We start from the raw sequence: 17818 nt of genomic DNA, 5'->3' as shown, positions 1-17818 counted from the left end.
TAGATCAAAGCTACGATGGGAAGTGCCCAGTGGTCAAGGCATTCTTTACTGTTGGTAGTACATGATTAGTTGGCGTATCCGCTTATGAACGTCCGCCTGACCGGTAGCGAACAAACGCCTATACAGACCAGCCATAGCGAGTCTGTTGGTGCCACCCTGCCAATGTTGCATGGATGTGCGTTAAGATATTGTTAAAATGGATAAGGTTTTTTGTACATTGTTTATATTATCAAATAGTTGTAGTCCTTTATGAAACGCATTTCCCTTCTAGCAGTATACAGTTTGTTGCCGGTAACATTATTCCTATCCATTACTGTGCAGGCCCAGCAGCTTGCGGATGACTGGCATGGAACCCTGCAAGCCTTTCCGATTATTGTACACATTACCTGGAATAATGCAAACAAGAACTACCAGGCAACTATGGATAGTCCTGAGCAAAATGCCTATGGTTATGCTTTTGACAGCTTCACTGTTGTTGATAACCAGGTAAAAGCTACTATGGCACAACTACATGTAACGATGGAGGGCACGATAGAAAATACCAACAGGATAAACGGTCAATGGAAACAGGGAATGGTACAACTTCCGTTTATTATGGATCGGGGCAAACTGGAAATAGCCAAACCAGTAAGACCACAGGAGCCTTTCCCTCCATTTCCCTATCATACAACAGATGTAACTTTTACCAATACTGATAAAAGCATCACTTATGGAGGCACGCTTACTACCCCTGAAGCAGGAAAGAACTTTCCGGTGGCGTTGTTGATCAGTGGCTCAGGAGCTCAAAATCGTAACTCAGAGATATTTGGTCATAAGCCCTTTTTGTTGATAGCAGATTATCTTACCCGGCATGGAATTGCTGTATTAAGGGTAGATGACAGAGGTGTAGGACAAACCACCGGCCATTATCAGGGATCTACCATCGCTGATTTTACAAAAGACGCAGCTGCTGCAGTGGCTTATCTGAAAACAAGAAAAGATATAATCAACCCGAAAAAAATAGGATTAATAGGCCATAGCGAAGGTGGTGCTATTGCCCCAACATTAGTAGCCGGCGATAAGGACATTGCATTCATGGTTTTACTGGCCGGCCCGGGTGTAAATGGTAAAAACGTAATGCTGGCACAAAATAAAGCAATAGCGTCTGCTATTGATAGCAACAGTGTAAATGCTTACCTGGAGTTGTACGGAAAAATAACAGACCTCGTTCTGGCAACTGATACAACTGGTTTGTATACCAGGACCATCAAAATGGGTGAGCAGTGGCTAAAACAACAAACACCACAAACACTTTCTACTTTAGGCATTACCGCAGAAAATATTTCCAGGCAGACATTAGTGCTTGCCTATGCCATGTCTAATCCGGAAATAAAATCCGTACTTGCCTATGATCCTTTACCAGTACTCAGCAACGTAAAATGCCCTGTGCTTGCCCTTAACGGTAGTAAAGATGTACAAATAGTTGCCAGCCTCAATTTACCTGGTATTAAAAAAATACTGACTGAAAGTGGCAATAAAGATGTTACTACTATTGAGCTTCCGGGGTTGAATCATTTATTTCAAACTGCTGGAACCGGTATGCCCTCGGAATATAAAACAATCACTGAAACCTTTTCCCCCAAGGCATTGGAGCAGATAAGCTCCTGGATACTACAACATACCAATAAAACCCGTTGACAACAGCTCCGGCCAATGAGCTATAAACCATAAATACGTACCTTAATGGCATGAACCACCTTGCCCATGCTTATTTATCTTTTCATCAGCCTGAGCTGATTACCGGCAACCTCATAGCGGATTTTGTGAAAGGCAAAAAGAACCTTTCTACCTATGAAGCAGGTATACAGCAGGGCATTCGTATTCATAGGGCTATAGATACTTTTACAGATCAACATCCGGTAACGGGTAAGGCCAAAGTTTTTTTCAGGCCCTCCTGCGGTTTGTATAGCGGCGTATTTACGGACCTGGTATATGATCATTTTTTGGCTACAGACCCTGATCGTTTCACCAACGAATCGTTGTATTCATTTGCCCGTTATGTTTATAATGAGATAACACTACGTGAGCAATTGCTACCACCAGCATTTTTACAGATGTTCCAGTACATGCAGCAATACAACTGGTTGTATAATTATCATACTACAGAAGGGATGTCGAGTGCTTTCAGGGGCGTTGCCCGCAGAGCCAAATACCTGGAAACTGACGGCGCGGTGGTTTTTGCTGTTTTTATGGAGCACTATGCTGCTTTAAAAGAATGCTACCAGGTGTTTTTCCCACAGCTACAAACATATGTGGAAAATTTGTTACTAATGGAAAACCGCTAACAGCTTGTTAAAAGCAGGTATGCCACTTTTCTGATTCCTTAAAATTGGGTAGGTTTGCCTCCAATTCCATTTAAAAGAAATAAAGCTTTCCCAGGATGATTAAAAAAGTTTTCTTATTTGCCTTTGCATTAGGCATATTCAGTATAAACGCCGGTGCGCAGGATAAAAAATTGCCACCACTCGATGCCAGTCCGATGGATATGGCCTATTACCCTGTAATGTATCCGTACGTAGTAAAAGTAAAAGGAGAACCTGGTTCGCTGGTAGCCAGGGTAATTTACAGCCGTCCGCAAACAAAGGGTAGAGAAATATTCGGCAACCTGGAAGAATATGGTAAAATATGGCGTTTGGGTGCCAACGAAGCCACTGAAATAGAGTTCTTCAGACCTGTGATCATTGCCGGAAAAAATATTCCCAAAGGACGCTACACCTTGTACGCCATTCCAACGGAAAAAACATGGACCATTATCCTGAATAAGGAAGTTGACATCTGGGGGGCCTTTAAATATGATCAGCAAAAAGATATCGTAAGAACTGCTTTGCCGGTAATGTCGCTGGATACACCAGTAGAAGCCTTCACTATGGTATTTGAAAAAGGGGACCCTGGTGCAAACCTCATCATTGCCTGGGATAAGGTAAGTGTTAGTTTGCCTATTAAATGGTCTGATGCTGTTGTAAGCAGCACTAAAAAGAAGAAATAATTGTAGAATATATGTAGAAAGGTCCCTTCCCGGCTATGCCAGGAAGGGACCTTTCTACTTTATAAAAGATAAATTAATTTAAAAAGAAAAAGCGGTAAGAATACCGCCTTAAGAATTTTAACCATATCCTATGAAAAACCTAAAACGAATTTAATTCGATTATCCTTATCCGTTGGCTTCGATTTGGTGAACGATGTAAAAATGTTCGTAACCGTAATAAATAATACGATAATATTATAATATTAGCTAAAATGGACAAGTATTAGTTTCGTTTTAATTCCCCTGATTTTCTTATAATGTGGACACTACCCAATCGCAAAATCTGAAGTATCTTTGGAAACCACCAGAAATTGTTCATTATAAAACATTTAAGACATGAAGCTGGGTACTAAACTCATACACGCAGGTGTAGCTCCCGATCCATCCACAGGCGCCATCATGACGCCAATTTTCCAAACTTCTACCTATGTACAGAGCGCTCCCGGGCAGCATAAGGGCTATGAATATGCCCGGACGCAGAATCCTACCCGCGATGCACTGCAAAATGCACTGGCAGCCATTGAAAACGGCACCCATGGCATTTCTTTCGGGAGCGGACTGGCAGCCACCGACGGCGTCATGAAATTGCTGAGCCCCGGCGATGAGGTGATTGCCACCAATGACCTTTATGGAGGTACTTATCGGATTTTTACGAAGGTATTTGAGCGTTATGGCATCAAATTCACCTTCATAGGCATGGAAGACGCCAAAAACATAGAAGCTCATATTACTCCCCAAACAAAGATGATATGGCTGGAAACACCTACTAATCCACTTTTAAAGATCATCGACATAGCAGCTTGTGCACAGATAGCCAGGAAAAATGAGATCATGCTTTGTGTGGATAATACTTTTGCGTCGCCCTACCTCCAAAATCCACTGGACCTTGGCGCCGACATTGTATTACATTCTGCTACCAAGTACCTGGGTGGTCACAGTGATGTGGTGCATGGTGTTGTCATTGTAAAAAATGAAGAACTGGCAAAACAACTATACTTTATACAAAACAGTTGCGGTGCGGTACCTGGCCCCCAGGATTGTTTCCTGGTGCTGCGCGGGATCAAAACCCTGCATGTACGGATGCAACGCCACTGTGAAAACGGTATTATAATAGCTAACTTCCTTCGTAACCACGCCAAAGTGGACAAAGTATTCTGGCCAGGATTTACAGATCATCCTAACCACGACATCGCCAAACAACAGATGCGCGGCTTTGGTGGTATGATATCCTTTACCCTGAAAGATGATAATATAGAAGCCGCTAATCGCATCCTGAGCAATACACACCTGTTTTCGCTGGCAGAATCATTGGGTGGGGTAGAATCACTGATAGGCCATCCTGCCAGCATGACGCATGCTTCCATTCCTCGTGAGGAAAGGATCAAAAATGGTTTGGCAGACTCGCTCATCCGCCTGAGTGTAGGTATTGAAGATGCAGGCGATCTCACAGACGACCTGAATAAAGCCATAGGTTAAGCAATAGATTATAATTCTAATCCGGTAAAAATTATCTTTACTGCTGTATACTATTTTATCCTAACCATATCCACAGCCTTTTTATATCATTCATTGATATAAAAAGGCTTGCGGTGATACATGTGATTCAACTTATATGAAGATCCAACAACTACGGGATTTTTTAGATGCAAAGGCGGCATACTACAATCATCCGGACTTTATTGCAAACGATCCTATTTGCATACCGCACCGGTTCAGTGTATTGCAGGATATTGAAATAGCCGGCTTCTTTGCGGCCATACTGGCCTGGGGAAATCGCACCAGTATCATTAATAAGTGTACGGAGCTAATGAAAATGATGGATAATTCACCGTATGATTATATCCGCCATCATCAGCCAAGAGAGCGCATGAAGTTGATGTCTTTCTGTCACCGCACTTTTAATGGGTTGGACTTGTTATACTTTGTAGAGTTCCTCCAGCACTATTACACCAACGTAACTTCGCTGGAATTTGCCTTCAGTGCGCATATTACACCCAGAGATGAAAACGTGGAAAAAGCACTGATCGGGTTTCGTAAAGTTTTCTTTGCACTGGAACATCCCGAAAGAACCGGAAAGCATATTTCTACCCCCGCTAAAAACTCAGCCTGCAAAAGACTGAACATGTATTTACGCTGGATGGTGAGAAATGACGAAAATGGCGTGGATTTTGGGCTCTGGCACCACATATCACCCGCTCAACTGATTTGCCCGGTAGATGTGCATGTAAGCAGGGTAGCAGCCAGACTAGGTTTAATAGCAACCGCTAAAGCCGACTGGAAAACAGCTACTGCACTCACACACCAGTTAAAAAAGCTCGATCCGGACGATCCCGCCAAATACGACTTTGCGTTGTTTGGCCTGGGTGTGATTGAAAAATATGTTTGATCAAAATAAATAATGGTAATGAAAAGATTTTTGGGACTGATGACAATGATAGTAGCACTGGCATTTACCGCAAGGGCACAGGAATATGTAGCACTGAACTATACCTTCCATAAAGGTGAACTGTATGAGCTGGAGCAGAAGAGCAGAAGTGAAACCTACATGACCATCAACGAAATTGTACAACGTACCACCCGGGATTATAATAATATCATCACCATGGATGTAACAGACGTGAATCCCGGTAAAACCACACTCACCTTTCGCTACAAGGACCTGAAATTTAATTTCAACGCCAAAAACCAAAATATCTTTGTAGACGCTAAAGTAACCAACGATAAAGAACCTTTCCAGGCGGGCCTCAAAAAAGTACTGGACCAGCCCTTTACAGTAGAAATACAGACAACAGGCATCATCAATAAAGTAGAAGGACTGGACCAAATCCTGGACAATGCTGCCAGTGCTTTCAACAGCCTCAAAAAGGATGAACAGGCAGCTTACAAAAAACTGATGAAAGACCAGTTTGGTACAGCCGCCTTCCAAAGCTGGCTGGAACAACTATTGATCATGTATCCTGCACACGGCATTAAAACCGGCACCCAATGGGAAGAAAATGTACCCATGCGTGGCGGATTAGTAGGAAGCATTGATTTGTACTGGAACCTGCAAACCTGGGATACACAAACTGCTAAAATAGGCGGCACCTCTAAAATAAAAACAGACAAAGTACAAATGCTTACGCTGGATGATGATATTAAAGCTACCGCAGAAATCAGCGGTACCACTTCTTCCAACTACCTGGTAAATCGCAGCAGCGGATTTCCCAACATATGCGTGCAGACCACTGAAATGAATGGTGAATATACCTACAAAGCCGATAAAGCAAAACGCATTAAGCACGACCTCAAAGTACCGGTAAAAGTGGTTACAAATGCTTCTTACAAAATAAAACAAATGAAATAATGGCTTCACTTCCTGCACAATATTTACAGGAAACTGCTGCATGGACGCAGGAGAATTTTGAAGTACGTATCCCCGTTAACATTAGTTACGAGTTATTGGAGGAAATACTGGCCGGCAGACTGGAAACATTGATCAATGAAGATTTCCGGCATTTTATTTTTTTATTATACCGGCTGGATATAGCTGAAAAGAAAGTAAGGGAAATACTGGAAACGGCAACAGCAACAGGTGCTGATCCTTATAAGCCAATTGCCGCACTTATTATTGAAAGGCAACTACAGAAAATAATATCCCGTGCAACATATAAACAAGATGATCTGCCGGATGATGAAGAGAGATGGTAAATATTTGAATATATTTTAGAGATGTAGTTTCCGAAAGATTGGCCCTGCAGAAACTACATCTCTATATAAAAAAATGCCTTAAAAAGTCAATTCTTTCACCTTCTCTTTATCTTCCTTTTCTTTTTCCAGATCAAAGAAAGTTCCGAACACATGATCCCAAATGGAGGAACTTACACCAAAGCCTCTTTCATCACTCTTATAGTGATGCAGATGGTGATTACGCCACAAAGGTTTCATGAAGCGGAGAGGTGGATTCCAGGCATGTATGGCATAATGCATACTGCCATAAATCAGATACCCCAAAATAAATCCAGGGAAAAACATAAAAGTGATTTGCCGTAGAAAAATATACTGCAAACCAAATATGGCAGAAGAGAGTATCAGACTGGGCACTGGTGGCATAAATAAGCGTTGCTTATCCCGCGGATACTCATGATGATTGCCATGCATTACGTAAATAAAGCGTTGCACCCTGGGCTTGTCGCTCACAAAATGAAACATAAACCGATGCATGATATACTCAAAAAACGACCAGAAAAACATCGCTCCAATGAATATCATACCTACGGTACCTACGGTAAAGCCTAATGAATCATGACTATAATAAAGCATATAGCCAATAATGGGCAAATACAAACCCCAGATTACCAGTGGATGCGTTTTGGTCAGCATCTCCAGGTAATGGCTTTCAAATAATCTTGCCTGTCCTTTGTTCTTAATCTTTTCAAACTTCATAACTCCGAAATTTTTAGAAGTGCAGTTACGGGATATGAATAAAACCTTCCTATGTTAACCCTCTGGCAGGTCTATCAAAAACTATGCACATTTCTAATTATGCCTGCTCTATGAAAAGCAAAAATACAACGTTCATGTATATTCCTCTATTATACTATTCGATCGGGCTATAAATAATATTTATCTTATTGTGATTACTTTGTGTAATTAACCCTGAAAGCCTGTAGATCAGGCTTATGCGCCCGTCGTCGCTGCAATTCATACCGGTAAATAATATCTCCTATTTCTTTAAAGAACGGGTAACCGTCCTCTTCATATTCATATTTGTTATCATTCAATATCCCATCGCGGTTCACATAAATATTTCCTGTAATCATAAATTCAATATTGTGTTTAAAGTCAACGATATAGGCTGCATCTGTCAGGAATCCATATGACCAGCCAGCTTTATTAAATACACGGATATAGGGTGGAATGTTTTGTTTACCGGCCTTGAAAAGAAAAAACTTCGTATAGCTGTTAAAGTACTCCGCGGTATCGTACTTCGGCCAGTGGGTTTCTGAAGGATATTGGGACATGTACCGGTATAAAAAACGGTAGTCCTGTTTAGTAATATTAAACCGCTGCGAAGCAGGCACTGATGCCGGAAACAGCACCGATTGCAGCATCTGCTGCAGGTCTTCCAGTGGCAGGTTATTATGGTGGGTAAAATCCATAGGCTGTGGCACCAGCTTATCGTCTTTATCAAGAAATCCATTGCCAATGGTCACCGGCTTACTGAAATCGAATACCAGGTTACTATATGCCGCAGGCTGTTCGTATATAGTCTTCCCGTTAGCTACAAAACGGATAGAATTGGTATGCCTGTTTTCCTCTTCTGTCAGTGGCATAAAACGACGTATTATACGTACACGTTTATAGCCCTTAGCCCATAGCTTTTCATGAATGGTTTGCTGGCCAATAAATTCATACAGGCGGTTGTAGGCATCATTATCACTGATGAGAAATATTCTTTTTATATAATGATAGATAGATGGTAATCTGTTCTCCGCACTGCTGTCTGTATGTACAGTCACTTGTCCGCTCCATGCGCTGTCTGTGAGCATATCCGTGTTGCCGTTAAGGCCGGGGATATTCAGCTCGTGCATTTTTTCCAGCGCCAGCAGCGCAATCGGTAATTTAACTGTGCTGGCAGGATTATAATATTTGCCGGCATCTACCTCGAAATAATAATTTTTAAAATGCGGGGTATTATCTGCATCCCGGTTGATTTGTGTATAAATAAGCTGGCAGCGGAACGAATCCGGATATTGCAAAATATGTTGCAGCGCCGGTGAAGCTTCTCTATTAATAAGATTTTGTAACATGGTATCCGTGCGGGATTGTGCCGGAGCAATACTCAGGCAGCAACAAAACAGGAGCAGCAGCAAACAACTACGCATAGTAGGAGGCGGTTCTGCTTATAAATATAAAGCAATTAACCGGCGGATAAAATCTTTCTGATTTTTTGATTGAAATTCTGCGGATTAATCTGCAACATGTCATTTCACAGGTTGGCGATCAGGGCTAATGCCCATAAATGACAGCTTCACCAGGTACTCGCCAGGTAACAATTTGATGGTATTCATCAACTGCGGTTTGAAGAAGGTGCTGTCTTGATATTGTTTGCTGTTCTCAATCTTTACCAGTTCATCAAAACCCATGGTATAGGTGCGCAAATAAGCGGTATCAATATACGTTCCTGGCGTTTCCGGGTGGTCCATCTCCTTTAAAAATCCATTTAAACTTGCCAATAGCTTTGTTTTAAGCAAACTGATGATAATACAGCATAGGGCGATATGGTAAAACACAGGGACTGCGCATTCAAAATAGCTGGTGTGGCTAATAAGAGCAAAATGAGGCGGAACAAATGTTTCATGGAGGAGGGATTTATCTTCTTAATTTATAAAAAATAGCCGAACCATTAAAACACCATTCTTATATTTGGCCATTCATACAACCAGAACAAATACCTAACATGAAACTTGTAAGTTATTTAAGAGAAGAAACAGACCAACTGGCCATCCTGGTAAATGGTCTGTTATACAATACACAGGAGCTGCATCCGGATTTGCCCAATAATATGGGTATGTTCCTGATGATGTGGGAAGATGTGATTGACGTAGCTATACAGGCAGATGCCTTGCTAAAAAACGGTAAAAACCCCGGTTCTGCCATAGGTGTTGCTGTGGAAAGTGTGCAGATCCTGTCTCCTGTGCCGTTCCCTACTTCCTGTCGTGATGGATATGCCTTCCGCCAACACGTAGCGGCGGCTCGTCGCAACCGTAAAGTAGCTATGATCCCTGAGTTTGATCAGTATCCTATTTTCTACTTCACCAACCACAATGCAATACAGGGTCCCGGCGATATTCACTGCATGCCTGATCATTTTGAAAAACTGGATTTTGAACTGGAAGTAGCCATTGTAGTTTGTAAAGCGGGCCGCAATATCACTGCAGCCGAAGCAGATGATTACATTGGCGGATACATGATTATGAACGACATGAGTGCCCGCACCCTGCAAATGGAAGAAATGCTGCTGAACCTAGGACCCGCCAAGGGCAAGGATTTCAGCACTGTTATCGGCCCTATGCTGGTTACCCCGGATGAGCTGGAAGCTTTTAAAACACCCGCAAAACCTGGTCATACCGGTAATAACTATAGCCTTAAAATGACTTGCAAAGTAAATGGCGTACAGGTAAGTGAGGGTAATATGGGCGATATGGACTGGACCTTTGCCGAAATAGTAGAACGTTGCGCTTATGGTGTAAACATCCTTCCCGGCGACGTAATAGGCAGTGGCACCGTAGGTACGGGTTGTTTCCTGGAACTCAACGGTACCGGCAAACTGAACAATCCTGACTATACTGACCAGTGGCTGCAACCCGGCGATGTGGTAGAAATGGAAATTGAAGGACTGGGCATCCTCTCCAACACTATTGTAAAAGAGGATACCAACTTCTCGATACTGGCGCTTAAGAAAAATGTATAGTCATGTTGATAGATCCTTCCCAGATAAAAACCAGTGAGCTACATGCCTATCTGCTGGGTGCTATAGCACCCAGGCCTATTTGCTTTGCCAGCACAATGGATAAAGACGGCCGACCCAATTTATCGCCATTTAGTTTCTTTAATGTATTTGGTTCCAATCCGCCTACGTTGATATTTTCACCTTCCCGCAGGGTACGCGATAATACAACGAAGCATACACTGGAAAATGTTTACGCCACCAAAGAGGTAGTGATTAACGTAGTAAGTTATGCAATGGTGCAACAAACCTCTCTGGCCAGCTGTGAGTACCCCCAGGGTGTAAATGAGTTTGAAAAAGCCGGCTTTACAGCGTTGCCATCTGAAAAGGTGAAACCTTTCAGGGTAAAAGAAAGTCCGGTGCAAATGGAATGTATCGTAAAACAGGTGATTGAAACAGGCCAGCAAGGCGGCGCCGGCAACCTGGTGATCTGTGAGCCTGTTATGCTGCATATCAATGAAAACATTCTGAATGAACACGGCAAAATAGATCCGCATAAAATAGACCTCGTAGCCCGCATGGGCGGCGATTTTTATTGCCGCGCTTCCGGCAGTGCAGTATTTGAAGTAGCTAAGCCCAATACCAAACTGGGTATTGGCGTAGATGCTTTACCGTTATCTATCCGTAATAGTCATATCCTTACAGGCAATAATCTTGGGCAACTGGGTAATGTGAATGAAGTACCGTTCATTAATGCAGCGTTCAATGATGATCATCTTAAAAATATTATTCAATATTATAGCGTAACGCCGGAGGAAATGGAGAAAGAATTGCATTACTATGCAAAAAAATTGTTAGAGCAGGGGCAGGTAGAAGCAGCGTGGCAGGTACTATTAGCGGCTGAGAGTTGATTTTGTCTTTCCCGGGATTAGGCTGATTATGATGATTACACTGATTTTTTTATAGATTAAAAAAAGATTAGCGGAGATCAAAGCGGAAACATTCGCTTTGATCTCCGCTAATCTTCTTAAATCCTTTTAAATCAAAAAAAGAAAATCAGTGTAATCAGCCTAATCCTGGGAAAGGCAAATTTATTTCACACCGAATACTTTCTTCAGCAAGTCTGTTGTTCTTGCAGCAGGATTTGCGCGGATGGCGGCTTCTTCTTTAGCTATCTGATCAAACAACGCATTTACGGCCATAGTGGTTACGTAGTCCTGCAGATCAGGATTTACTTTATTGAATGTAGTCGGCAGTTTGTTATATGTGTTAACAATATCCGCGTAATAACGTGTAGCGCTGGTGCTGTCCAGGGAGCCTTTTACTACTGGCGAAAAAGCTGTTTTCAGCTGGTCGGTAGTTTTGCTTTTAAAGAAATCGGTAGCTGTATTACCACCTCCTTTAACCAGGTTCAGTGCATCTGTCAGTGTCATTTGTTTGATGGCATTGACAAAGATAGGAGCAGCATATCCCACTGCTTTTTCCGCTGAACGGTTAATCTGCAGGATAGCCTTATCTACTTCGCTGCCCAAACCAATAGAACGGAGGGTATTACCAATTTTTACAGCATCTGGCGGCAGTAACATTTTATAGACATCACTACCAAAAAAACCATCCGTCTTATTCAGTTTTGCGATGCCTGTTGCTACACCTTTAGCTAACGCTTCTTTGATAGCAGAACCAGCTTCCGACTCTGTAAAATTAGCGCCCTTACTGCTATCCGTACTACCACCAGTATTGGAGGAAGTTGCTTTGCCCAATTTCTTACTCAGCTTGTCCAGGAATTGCGCCTGACTTGCCTGCAGGCAAAAAAAGCCCAGCAGCACTAATAATGATCTTTTAAGCATAGTGTTATAATGAATATGTATCAAATGTATAAAATTTATTCGTGTATTGTAAGTAAAGGTATATGAGTTTGATAGGCCAGTTTTGAAGTTCTGCTGCGCTTAAAAATGCTTTCAAACAACCCGTGTTTTTTAGGAATAGTGAGAATGAGATCCGCATGATTTTCTTCTGCAAATTCTACAATTCCTTGCACCACATTTGGGTTATCGATGAAATGATATACCGGTTGAAAATCTTCCAGCAGTGTATCCAGCATTAGTGTTTCAAAAGGTGTATCTGTACTGAAATGTTTGCTTTCGTGATCAATATTTATGACATGCAATTCTGCATTAAAAATATGTAATAATTTCTTCAATGGCTCCATAGGTGTGGTTTCTGCTACTTTGCGAAGATCTACGGCAAAAACAATTTTTTTAATGGGTTTATATTTAGCTATACCAGGTACTACCAGCACCGGGCATTGAGTATGTTTCACTACATCAATAGTGTTGGACCCAACCAGTATTTCTTCCAGTTTGCTGCCACCGGTAATACCCATTACGATGAGGTCTGCTCCTTCATTTTTACATACATCATCTATAGTAGCAGCCAGCAGCGTGTTATCAGCACGAACTACCAAAGTAGTATCGGAGGAAACAAGTGCACTGAGTTCTTTTTTCATCTTTTCCAGACCATCCAAACTGGCATCTCTCAGGTCATCCGGATTTACCATAGGCACTACAGTGGGCACATCCGGAATGGGAACTATCAGCTCATATGCATGGTATAATACAATACGGGTAGCGCCCAAATTAGCGGCGAGCGCCAGCGCATAAGTAGCTGCATTATACGCGGTATCAGAAAAATCAGTGGGTACTAAAATTGTTTTCATATGGCTAATTTTTAGATACTTGGAAGAACTAATTAAAGTTAAGGATGTGCAACCGTAAATGAACGCTCTAACCGGGATTAAAGAAAATTTAATGCCACTTTTCACGCAGGGGCATAAAAGAGCAAAGGCGCAGAGATCATAAAAATCTCTGCGCCTTTGCTCTTTTATTTTATGCCTTTGTGTGAAACTATTTTTCTGCCTTCATCTGCGGAAAAAACAGCACATCCTGAATAGAAGGCTGGTTGGTCATCAGCATCGTTAAACGGTCGATACCAATGCCAATGCCGGATGTAGGCGGCATTCCATATTCCAGGGCGCGTAGGAAATCGTAATCGATATACATAGCTTCATCATCTCCACGCTCCATCAGTTGTACCTGTTCTTCGAAACGTTCGCGCTGATCAATAGGATCATTCAGCTCACTGTAAGCATTGGCAATTTCCTTACCATTTACCATCAGCTCAAAACGCTCCACCAGTCCGGCTTTACTGCGATGTTTTTTGGTCAGCGGGCTCATTTCTACCGGGTAGTCTGTAATGAAGGTAGGTTGTATGTAATGGCCTTCGCATTTCTCACCAAAAATTTCATCTATCAGTTTTCCTTTACCAAACTCAGGATCTACGTGGAGACCAAGCTGTTTGCAAACTTCGCGCAGCTGTGCCTCATCCATAGCGGAAATATCAATACCAGTATGTTCCTGGATCGCTTCAAACATTGTTACACGGCGGAAAGGTGCTTTAAAGTCGATGGTTTTATCACCTACCTGTACGGCAGTAGTACCATGTAAAGTAATTGCTATCTTTTCCAGCAATGTTTCTGTCGTACGCATCATCCATTCGTAATCCTTATACGCAGCGTACATTTCCATTACGGTAAATTCAGGATTGTGGGTACGATCCATCCCTTCGTTACGGAAATCTTTCGCAAATTCGTACACCCCTTCAAAACCGCCTACGATCAAGCGTTTGAGATATAACTCATTGGCTACACGGAGATACAGTGGCATGTCCAGTGCATTGTGATGCGTAATAAACGGACGCGCAGTAGCACCACCCGGAATAGGCTGCAGGATGGGAGTTTCTACCTCCAGGTAACCCAGGTTATTATAAAAATCGCGGATGGTTTGCATGATTTTGGTGCGTTTGATGAACACCTCTTTCACTTCCGGATTAATAACCAGGTCTACATACCGCTGACGGTACTTGAATTCAGGATCAGTTACCTCGTCAAACACTTCTCCTTCCTTCGCCTTTACCACTGGCAGCGGGCGGAGCGCCTTGGCCAGGATAGTTATTTCTGTAGCGTGGATAGATGTTTCACCGGTTTTGGTAATAAAGGCATATCCTTTTACCCCAATAAAATCACTGATATCCAACAACTTCTTAAATACGATATCGTACAGGGATTTGTCTTCACCAGGGCAAATATCATCGCGGCGGATATATACCTGGATACGACCTGCATTGTCCTGTATAACAGCAAATGCAGCCTTACCCATGTCGCGCACGCTCATGATACGGCCGGCCAGGCATACTTCCTGGAATTGTGCTTTTGTTTCTTCCGAATAATTGGTTTTTATATTCACGGAAGTATCATTAACCGGGTACTCCGCTGCAGGGTAGGGGTCTATACCTAAATTATGCAGCTCCTGTAATTTTTCCCGGCGTATAATCTCTTGCTCAGATAATTGTGTCATGTAGTAAGTTGAAATTGCCTGTTGGAGTGCAAAAATAGTAAAAAGGGCTGTAAGACTACAGCCCTCTTATTTTTTGACCATATCCTATGAAAACCGATTTAAAGATAGTGGCTTCCACTGCTATTTGCAGCTCCGATTACGGGACGCAGGTAATTCTTTCATAACTGGTAGGATTTAGCCAATTGCTGGTTTACCGGCGATATCCGTTTATATAAATTGTTGTCGCTATTTTTCAGTTATGCTTATTTTCGCCCGCCAACATCAACTAAAAACCACCTGATACATTAAAATTTATGACAAGCGTACAATGGTTAAAACCCACCTGCATCAGCGGTGCAGCTTTACTGCTACTGGCTGTTCCACACCTGCAGGCACAACAAAAGCAGGATATTACTTTTGAACAGGCATTTAGCGGCAAGGCTACCAATATCAGCAAGCCATTACCCGTTATCCGGGAATGGAGTGATGCGGAGCATTACCTGGAAATGCGCCCGGACGCGGTAAACGGCCGGATGCAGGCATGGAAAATAGATGCCCGTACCGGTAAAGCTGTTATCTACACTGCACCGGTAGATGGCCCCAGCGTGGAAGTACGTGAAAAAGATGTGTTTTATAAGGCGGCAGATGGTACCACCGTTCGGTTAACCAACGACGCTGCAGAAGAGAAGAATCCTACACTTTCCCCGGATGGAAAATATGTGGCATTTACCCGCAACAATGATCTGTACAGCGTAGAAATAGCCACTAAAAAAGAAATCCGTTATAGCAACGATGGCTCCGATGTTATTTATAATGGTTGGGCATCCTGGGTATATTATGAAGAGATATTAGGTCGCCCTACCCACTACCGTGCTTTCTGGTGGAGCCCGGACAGCCGTAAAATTGCCTACATGCACTTTAACGACACTAAGGTGCCTGTATTTCCTATCTACAGCGAAAAAGGCCAGCATGGCTACCTGGAAAACACCCGTTACCCTAAAGCCGGCGATCCTAATCCTGCTGTGAAAGTGGGCGTAGTGCCTGTTTCCGGCGGTGTTACCACCTGGGCCGATTTTAATGAAAATGATGACCAGTACTTTGGTACGCCTTTCTGGACAGATGATAGCCAGCAATTGTGGATGCAATGGATGAACCGTGGCCAGGATAACCTGAAAATATACAGCATCAATCCACAGAGTGGCGCGAAAAAAGAAATCTACGACGAAAAGCAGAAAACCTGGATCGACTGGTTTGATGCGGTACCCGTTCTTCAAAAGAACCAGGGCTTCCTGCTGCAGAGTGATAAAACCGGCTGGTCGCACCTGTACCTGTATAATATGGATGGCTCCCTGAAAAAGCAGCTTACTTCCGGCAACTGGACCGTGAAATCGGTGCTGGAGATAGATGAGACCAACCAGCTGATCTATTTTACTGCCCGCAAAGAAGCATCTACCCGTTTTGACCTGTACAAAGTGAGCATGAAATCCGGTGCTATTACCCGTCTTACTAACGGAAACTATAACAATCTGATTAAAATGGCGCCCGGTGGTAAATACTTTATCACTACCTATTCCAACCTGCAAACGCCTTCAAAGATGGCGCTGATAGACAATAACGGGAAAGTAGTGCGTGAACTGGGTGACAGTAAAGGCGAAAAATTTGATAATTACAACCTGGCTCAAACGGAGTTAAAGACATATAAAACCCGCGATGGTCTCGAATTACCATTAACTATCACGATGCCGTTGCATATGGAAGCCGGGAAAAAATACCCGATCCTCATCAGTATTTATGGCGGCCCTAATGCCGGTACCGTTTACGACACCTGGAAATATGGTAACATACAACAATGGTGGGCACAGGAAGGAGTAATACAGGTAGCTATCGACAACCGAAGCAGCGGACAGTTAGGCAAAATGGGTATGAATTATATCCACCGGCAGCTGGGTAAGCATGAAATTGAAGATTATATGGATGCTGCCATGTGGCTGCGTTCACAGCCCTGGGCCGATAGCAGCAAAATATGTATGACAGGCGGCAGTTTTGGCGGCTATATGACCTGTATGGCACTTACCTATGGGGCTGATGTGTTTACGCACGGAATGGCCAATTATGCTGTTACTGACTGGCAGTTGTACGATAGCCATTACACAGAACGCTATATGGATACCCCGGCGGAAAATCCGGAAGGCTACAAAGCTACATCCGTAATGACCTACGCCGACAAATACAAGGGCCTGATCCGTATTGTACACGGCACCATGGATGATAACGTACACATGCAGAACTGTATTCAGCTGATAGATAAGCTGGAGAACCTGAATAAACATTTTGAATTTATGCTGTATCCGGGCGAGCGCCATGGCTGGGGTGGATTAAAGAGTGTGCATTCTGCCGGCGAATCTTACCGTTTCATTTATAATAACCTGTTGAATAAAACTTATCCTGCCGCCTTTACCAAGTAGAGCAGCAGCTTAACCATATAAAAAAACTCCGGTCTTTAAAGGACCGGAGTTTTTTATTTATAATAAGTTGTAGTGTGCAATGTTGGGAGGTATAAAAAAAGAAACAGGGCTGCAAGACTACAGCCCCGAAAAATTTTAACCATATCTTTATTGAAAAACCTATACCAAAGGTGCTCGCTTTTTGTGAATCAAAGTTGTCCATTCTAGTGAACGATGCATTTTATTCAGGGAACGCAGCAAATAAGAAGGTGAACGTATGCGGCCTAAAAACACTTCATTACATTAGTGCATATGAATACCCCTATCTAATTAATTGATTATAATGCAGTTAGTGGTAAATCCTGGTGATTATGGGCATTTAAGGCTGTATCCGGAGAGATAAGCAAAAAAAAAGGGTGGTAAGAATACCGCCCTTGTAATAATTTTAACCATATCCTATGAAAAACCTAAAACAAAGATATACCAG

The 17818-nt window shown here is 42.7% G+C and carries 17 protein-coding genes; 10 read left to right on the top strand and 7 right to left on the bottom strand.

The genetic code is table 11. From position 1 onward, the window contains the following. Positions 1-45: 45 nt before the first annotated feature. On the bottom strand, positions 46-171 hold the full coding sequence (locus CLV51_RS29750; protein ID WP_281261513.1) for a hypothetical protein: 126 nt from the start codon (positions 169-171) through the stop codon (positions 46-48). Positions 172-249: 78 nt separating this feature from the next. Between CLV51_RS29750 and CLV51_RS04575 the strand changes: the two genes are divergently transcribed. From CLV51_RS04575 to CLV51_RS04545, 7 genes are all read left to right on the top strand, one after another. Next, a complete protein-coding gene (locus CLV51_RS04575; RefSeq protein WP_106526817.1) occupies positions 250-1677 on the top strand; it encodes an alpha/beta hydrolase family protein in 1428 nt (475 codons plus the stop codon). 50 nt (positions 1678-1727) lie between these two features. Further along, positions 1728-2324: an acyl carrier protein phosphodiesterase gene (locus CLV51_RS04570; protein WP_106526816.1), complete on the top strand. Its 597-nt coding sequence runs from the start codon at positions 1728-1730 to the stop codon at positions 2322-2324. Positions 2325-2419: 95 nt separating this feature from the next. Next, positions 2420-3025, top strand: a complete 606-nt coding sequence (locus tag CLV51_RS04565; protein ID WP_106526815.1) for a DUF2911 domain-containing protein — start codon at positions 2420-2422, stop codon at positions 3023-3025. A 375-nt stretch (positions 3026-3400) separates the two neighbouring features. Further along, on the top strand, positions 3401-4540 hold the full coding sequence (locus CLV51_RS04560; RefSeq protein WP_106526814.1) for a cystathionine gamma-synthase: 1140 nt from the start codon (positions 3401-3403) through the stop codon (positions 4538-4540). A 136-nt stretch (positions 4541-4676) separates the two neighbouring features. Then, positions 4677-5450 (top strand): TIGR02757 family protein, encoded by a 774-nt coding sequence (locus tag CLV51_RS04555; protein ID WP_106526813.1) that lies wholly within the window; start codon positions 4677-4679, stop codon positions 5448-5450. Positions 5451-5468: 18 nt separating this feature from the next. After that, positions 5469-6410 carry a DUF6263 family protein gene (locus CLV51_RS04550; RefSeq protein ID WP_106526812.1) on the top strand — a complete coding sequence of 314 codons (942 nt, stop codon included), beginning with the start codon at positions 5469-5471 and terminating at the stop codon, positions 6408-6410. After that, positions 6410-6754 carry a hypothetical protein gene (locus CLV51_RS04545; protein WP_106526811.1) on the top strand — a complete coding sequence of 115 codons (345 nt, stop codon included), beginning with the start codon at positions 6410-6412 and terminating at the stop codon, positions 6752-6754. The genes CLV51_RS04550 and CLV51_RS04545 overlap by 1 nt, the downstream gene beginning before the upstream one ends. A gap of 78 nt (positions 6755-6832) precedes the next feature. On the opposite strand, the gene CLV51_RS04540 is transcribed toward CLV51_RS04545, so the two are convergent. The 3 genes from CLV51_RS04540 to CLV51_RS04530 all read right to left on the bottom strand — a co-directional run bounded on the left by CLV51_RS04540 (position 6833) and on the right by CLV51_RS04530 (position 9282). Next, entirely contained in the window at positions 6833-7489 is a 657-nt protein-coding gene (locus CLV51_RS04540; RefSeq protein ID WP_106526810.1) for a sterol desaturase family protein, read from the bottom strand. Positions 7490-7683: 194 nt separating this feature from the next. After that, entirely contained in the window at positions 7684-8931 is a 1248-nt protein-coding gene (locus CLV51_RS04535) for a serine hydrolase (protein WP_106526809.1), read from the bottom strand. A 99-nt stretch (positions 8932-9030) separates the two neighbouring features. Continuing rightward, on the bottom strand, positions 9031-9282 hold the full coding sequence (locus CLV51_RS04530; protein WP_146151221.1) for a hypothetical protein: 252 nt from the start codon (positions 9280-9282) through the stop codon (positions 9031-9033). 224 nt (positions 9283-9506) lie between these two features. On the opposite strand from CLV51_RS04530, the gene CLV51_RS04525 reads away from it, so the two are divergent. Beyond that, complete coding sequence (locus tag CLV51_RS04525) at positions 9507-10520, top strand: fumarylacetoacetate hydrolase family protein (RefSeq protein ID WP_106526807.1); 1014 nt, start codon at positions 9507-9509, stop codon at positions 10518-10520. Positions 10521-10522: 2 nt separating this feature from the next. Then, complete coding sequence (locus CLV51_RS04520) at positions 10523-11407, top strand: flavin reductase family protein (RefSeq protein ID WP_106526806.1); 885 nt, start codon at positions 10523-10525, stop codon at positions 11405-11407. A 180-nt stretch (positions 11408-11587) separates the two neighbouring features. Here the strand turns inward: CLV51_RS04520 and CLV51_RS04515 are convergent, their stop codons facing one another. From CLV51_RS04515 to lysS, 3 genes are all read right to left on the bottom strand, one after another. Continuing rightward, on the bottom strand, positions 11588-12343 hold the full coding sequence (locus CLV51_RS04515) for a DUF4197 domain-containing protein (protein WP_106526805.1): 756 nt from the start codon (positions 12341-12343) through the stop codon (positions 11588-11590). Between the two features lie 35 nt (positions 12344-12378). Further along, complete coding sequence (locus tag CLV51_RS04510) at positions 12379-13212, bottom strand: universal stress protein (RefSeq protein ID WP_106526804.1); 834 nt, start codon at positions 13210-13212, stop codon at positions 12379-12381. Between the two features lie 187 nt (positions 13213-13399). Continuing rightward, entirely contained in the window at positions 13400-14908 is a 1509-nt protein-coding gene (gene lysS, locus CLV51_RS04505; RefSeq protein WP_106526803.1) for a lysine--tRNA ligase, read from the bottom strand. 293 nt (positions 14909-15201) lie between these two features. On the opposite strand from lysS, the gene CLV51_RS04500 reads away from it, so the two are divergent. After that, positions 15202-17352 (top strand): S9 family peptidase, encoded by a 2151-nt coding sequence (locus CLV51_RS04500; protein WP_106526802.1) that lies wholly within the window; start codon positions 15202-15204, stop codon positions 17350-17352. Positions 17353-17818: the final 466 nt, after the last annotated feature.

The organism is Chitinophaga niastensis (assembly GCF_003014755.1).
Lineage (GTDB): Bacteria > Bacteroidota > Bacteroidia > Chitinophagales > Chitinophagaceae > Chitinophaga > Chitinophaga niastensis.
This window is presented reverse-complemented; position numbering and strand designations above follow the sequence as displayed.

Bases quoted from the DNA above. Each gene is read 5' to 3' on its own strand.
- CLV51_RS04500 (WP_106526802.1), top strand. From the start codon at position 15,202: ATGACAAGCGTACAATGGTTAAAACCCACCTGCATCAGCGGTGCAGCT.
- CLV51_RS04560 (WP_106526814.1), top strand. From the start codon at position 3,401: ATGAAGCTGGGTACTAAACTCATACACGCAGGTGTAGCTCCCGATCCA.
- CLV51_RS04540 (WP_106526810.1), bottom strand. From the start codon at position 7,489: ATGAAGTTTGAAAAGATTAAGAACAAAGGACAGGCAAGATTATTTGAA.
- CLV51_RS29750 (WP_281261513.1), bottom strand. From the start codon at position 171: ATGCAACATTGGCAGGGTGGCACCAACAGACTCGCTATGGCTGGTCTG.
- CLV51_RS04520 (WP_106526806.1), top strand. From the start codon at position 10,523: ATGTTGATAGATCCTTCCCAGATAAAAACCAGTGAGCTACATGCCTAT.
- CLV51_RS04575 (WP_106526817.1), top strand. From the start codon at position 250: ATGAAACGCATTTCCCTTCTAGCAGTATACAGTTTGTTGCCGGTAACA.
- CLV51_RS04555 (WP_106526813.1), top strand. From the start codon at position 4,677: ATGAAGATCCAACAACTACGGGATTTTTTAGATGCAAAGGCGGCATAC.
- CLV51_RS04510 (WP_106526804.1), bottom strand. From the start codon at position 13,212: ATGAAAACAATTTTAGTACCCACTGATTTTTCTGATACCGCGTATAAT.
- CLV51_RS04525 (WP_106526807.1), top strand. From the start codon at position 9,507: ATGAAACTTGTAAGTTATTTAAGAGAAGAAACAGACCAACTGGCCATC.
- lysS (WP_106526803.1), bottom strand. From the start codon at position 14,908: ATGACACAATTATCTGAGCAAGAGATTATACGCCGGGAAAAATTACAG.
- CLV51_RS04550 (WP_106526812.1), top strand. From the start codon at position 5,469: ATGAAAAGATTTTTGGGACTGATGACAATGATAGTAGCACTGGCATTT.
- CLV51_RS04545 (WP_106526811.1), top strand. From the start codon at position 6,410: ATGGCTTCACTTCCTGCACAATATTTACAGGAAACTGCTGCATGGACG.
- CLV51_RS04565 (WP_106526815.1), top strand. From the start codon at position 2,420: ATGATTAAAAAAGTTTTCTTATTTGCCTTTGCATTAGGCATATTCAGT.
- CLV51_RS04515 (WP_106526805.1), bottom strand. From the start codon at position 12,343: ATGCTTAAAAGATCATTATTAGTGCTGCTGGGCTTTTTTTGCCTGCAG.
- CLV51_RS04570 (WP_106526816.1), top strand. From the start codon at position 1,728: ATGAACCACCTTGCCCATGCTTATTTATCTTTTCATCAGCCTGAGCTG.
- CLV51_RS04535 (WP_106526809.1), bottom strand. From the start codon at position 8,931: ATGCGTAGTTGTTTGCTGCTGCTCCTGTTTTGTTGCTGCCTGAGTATT.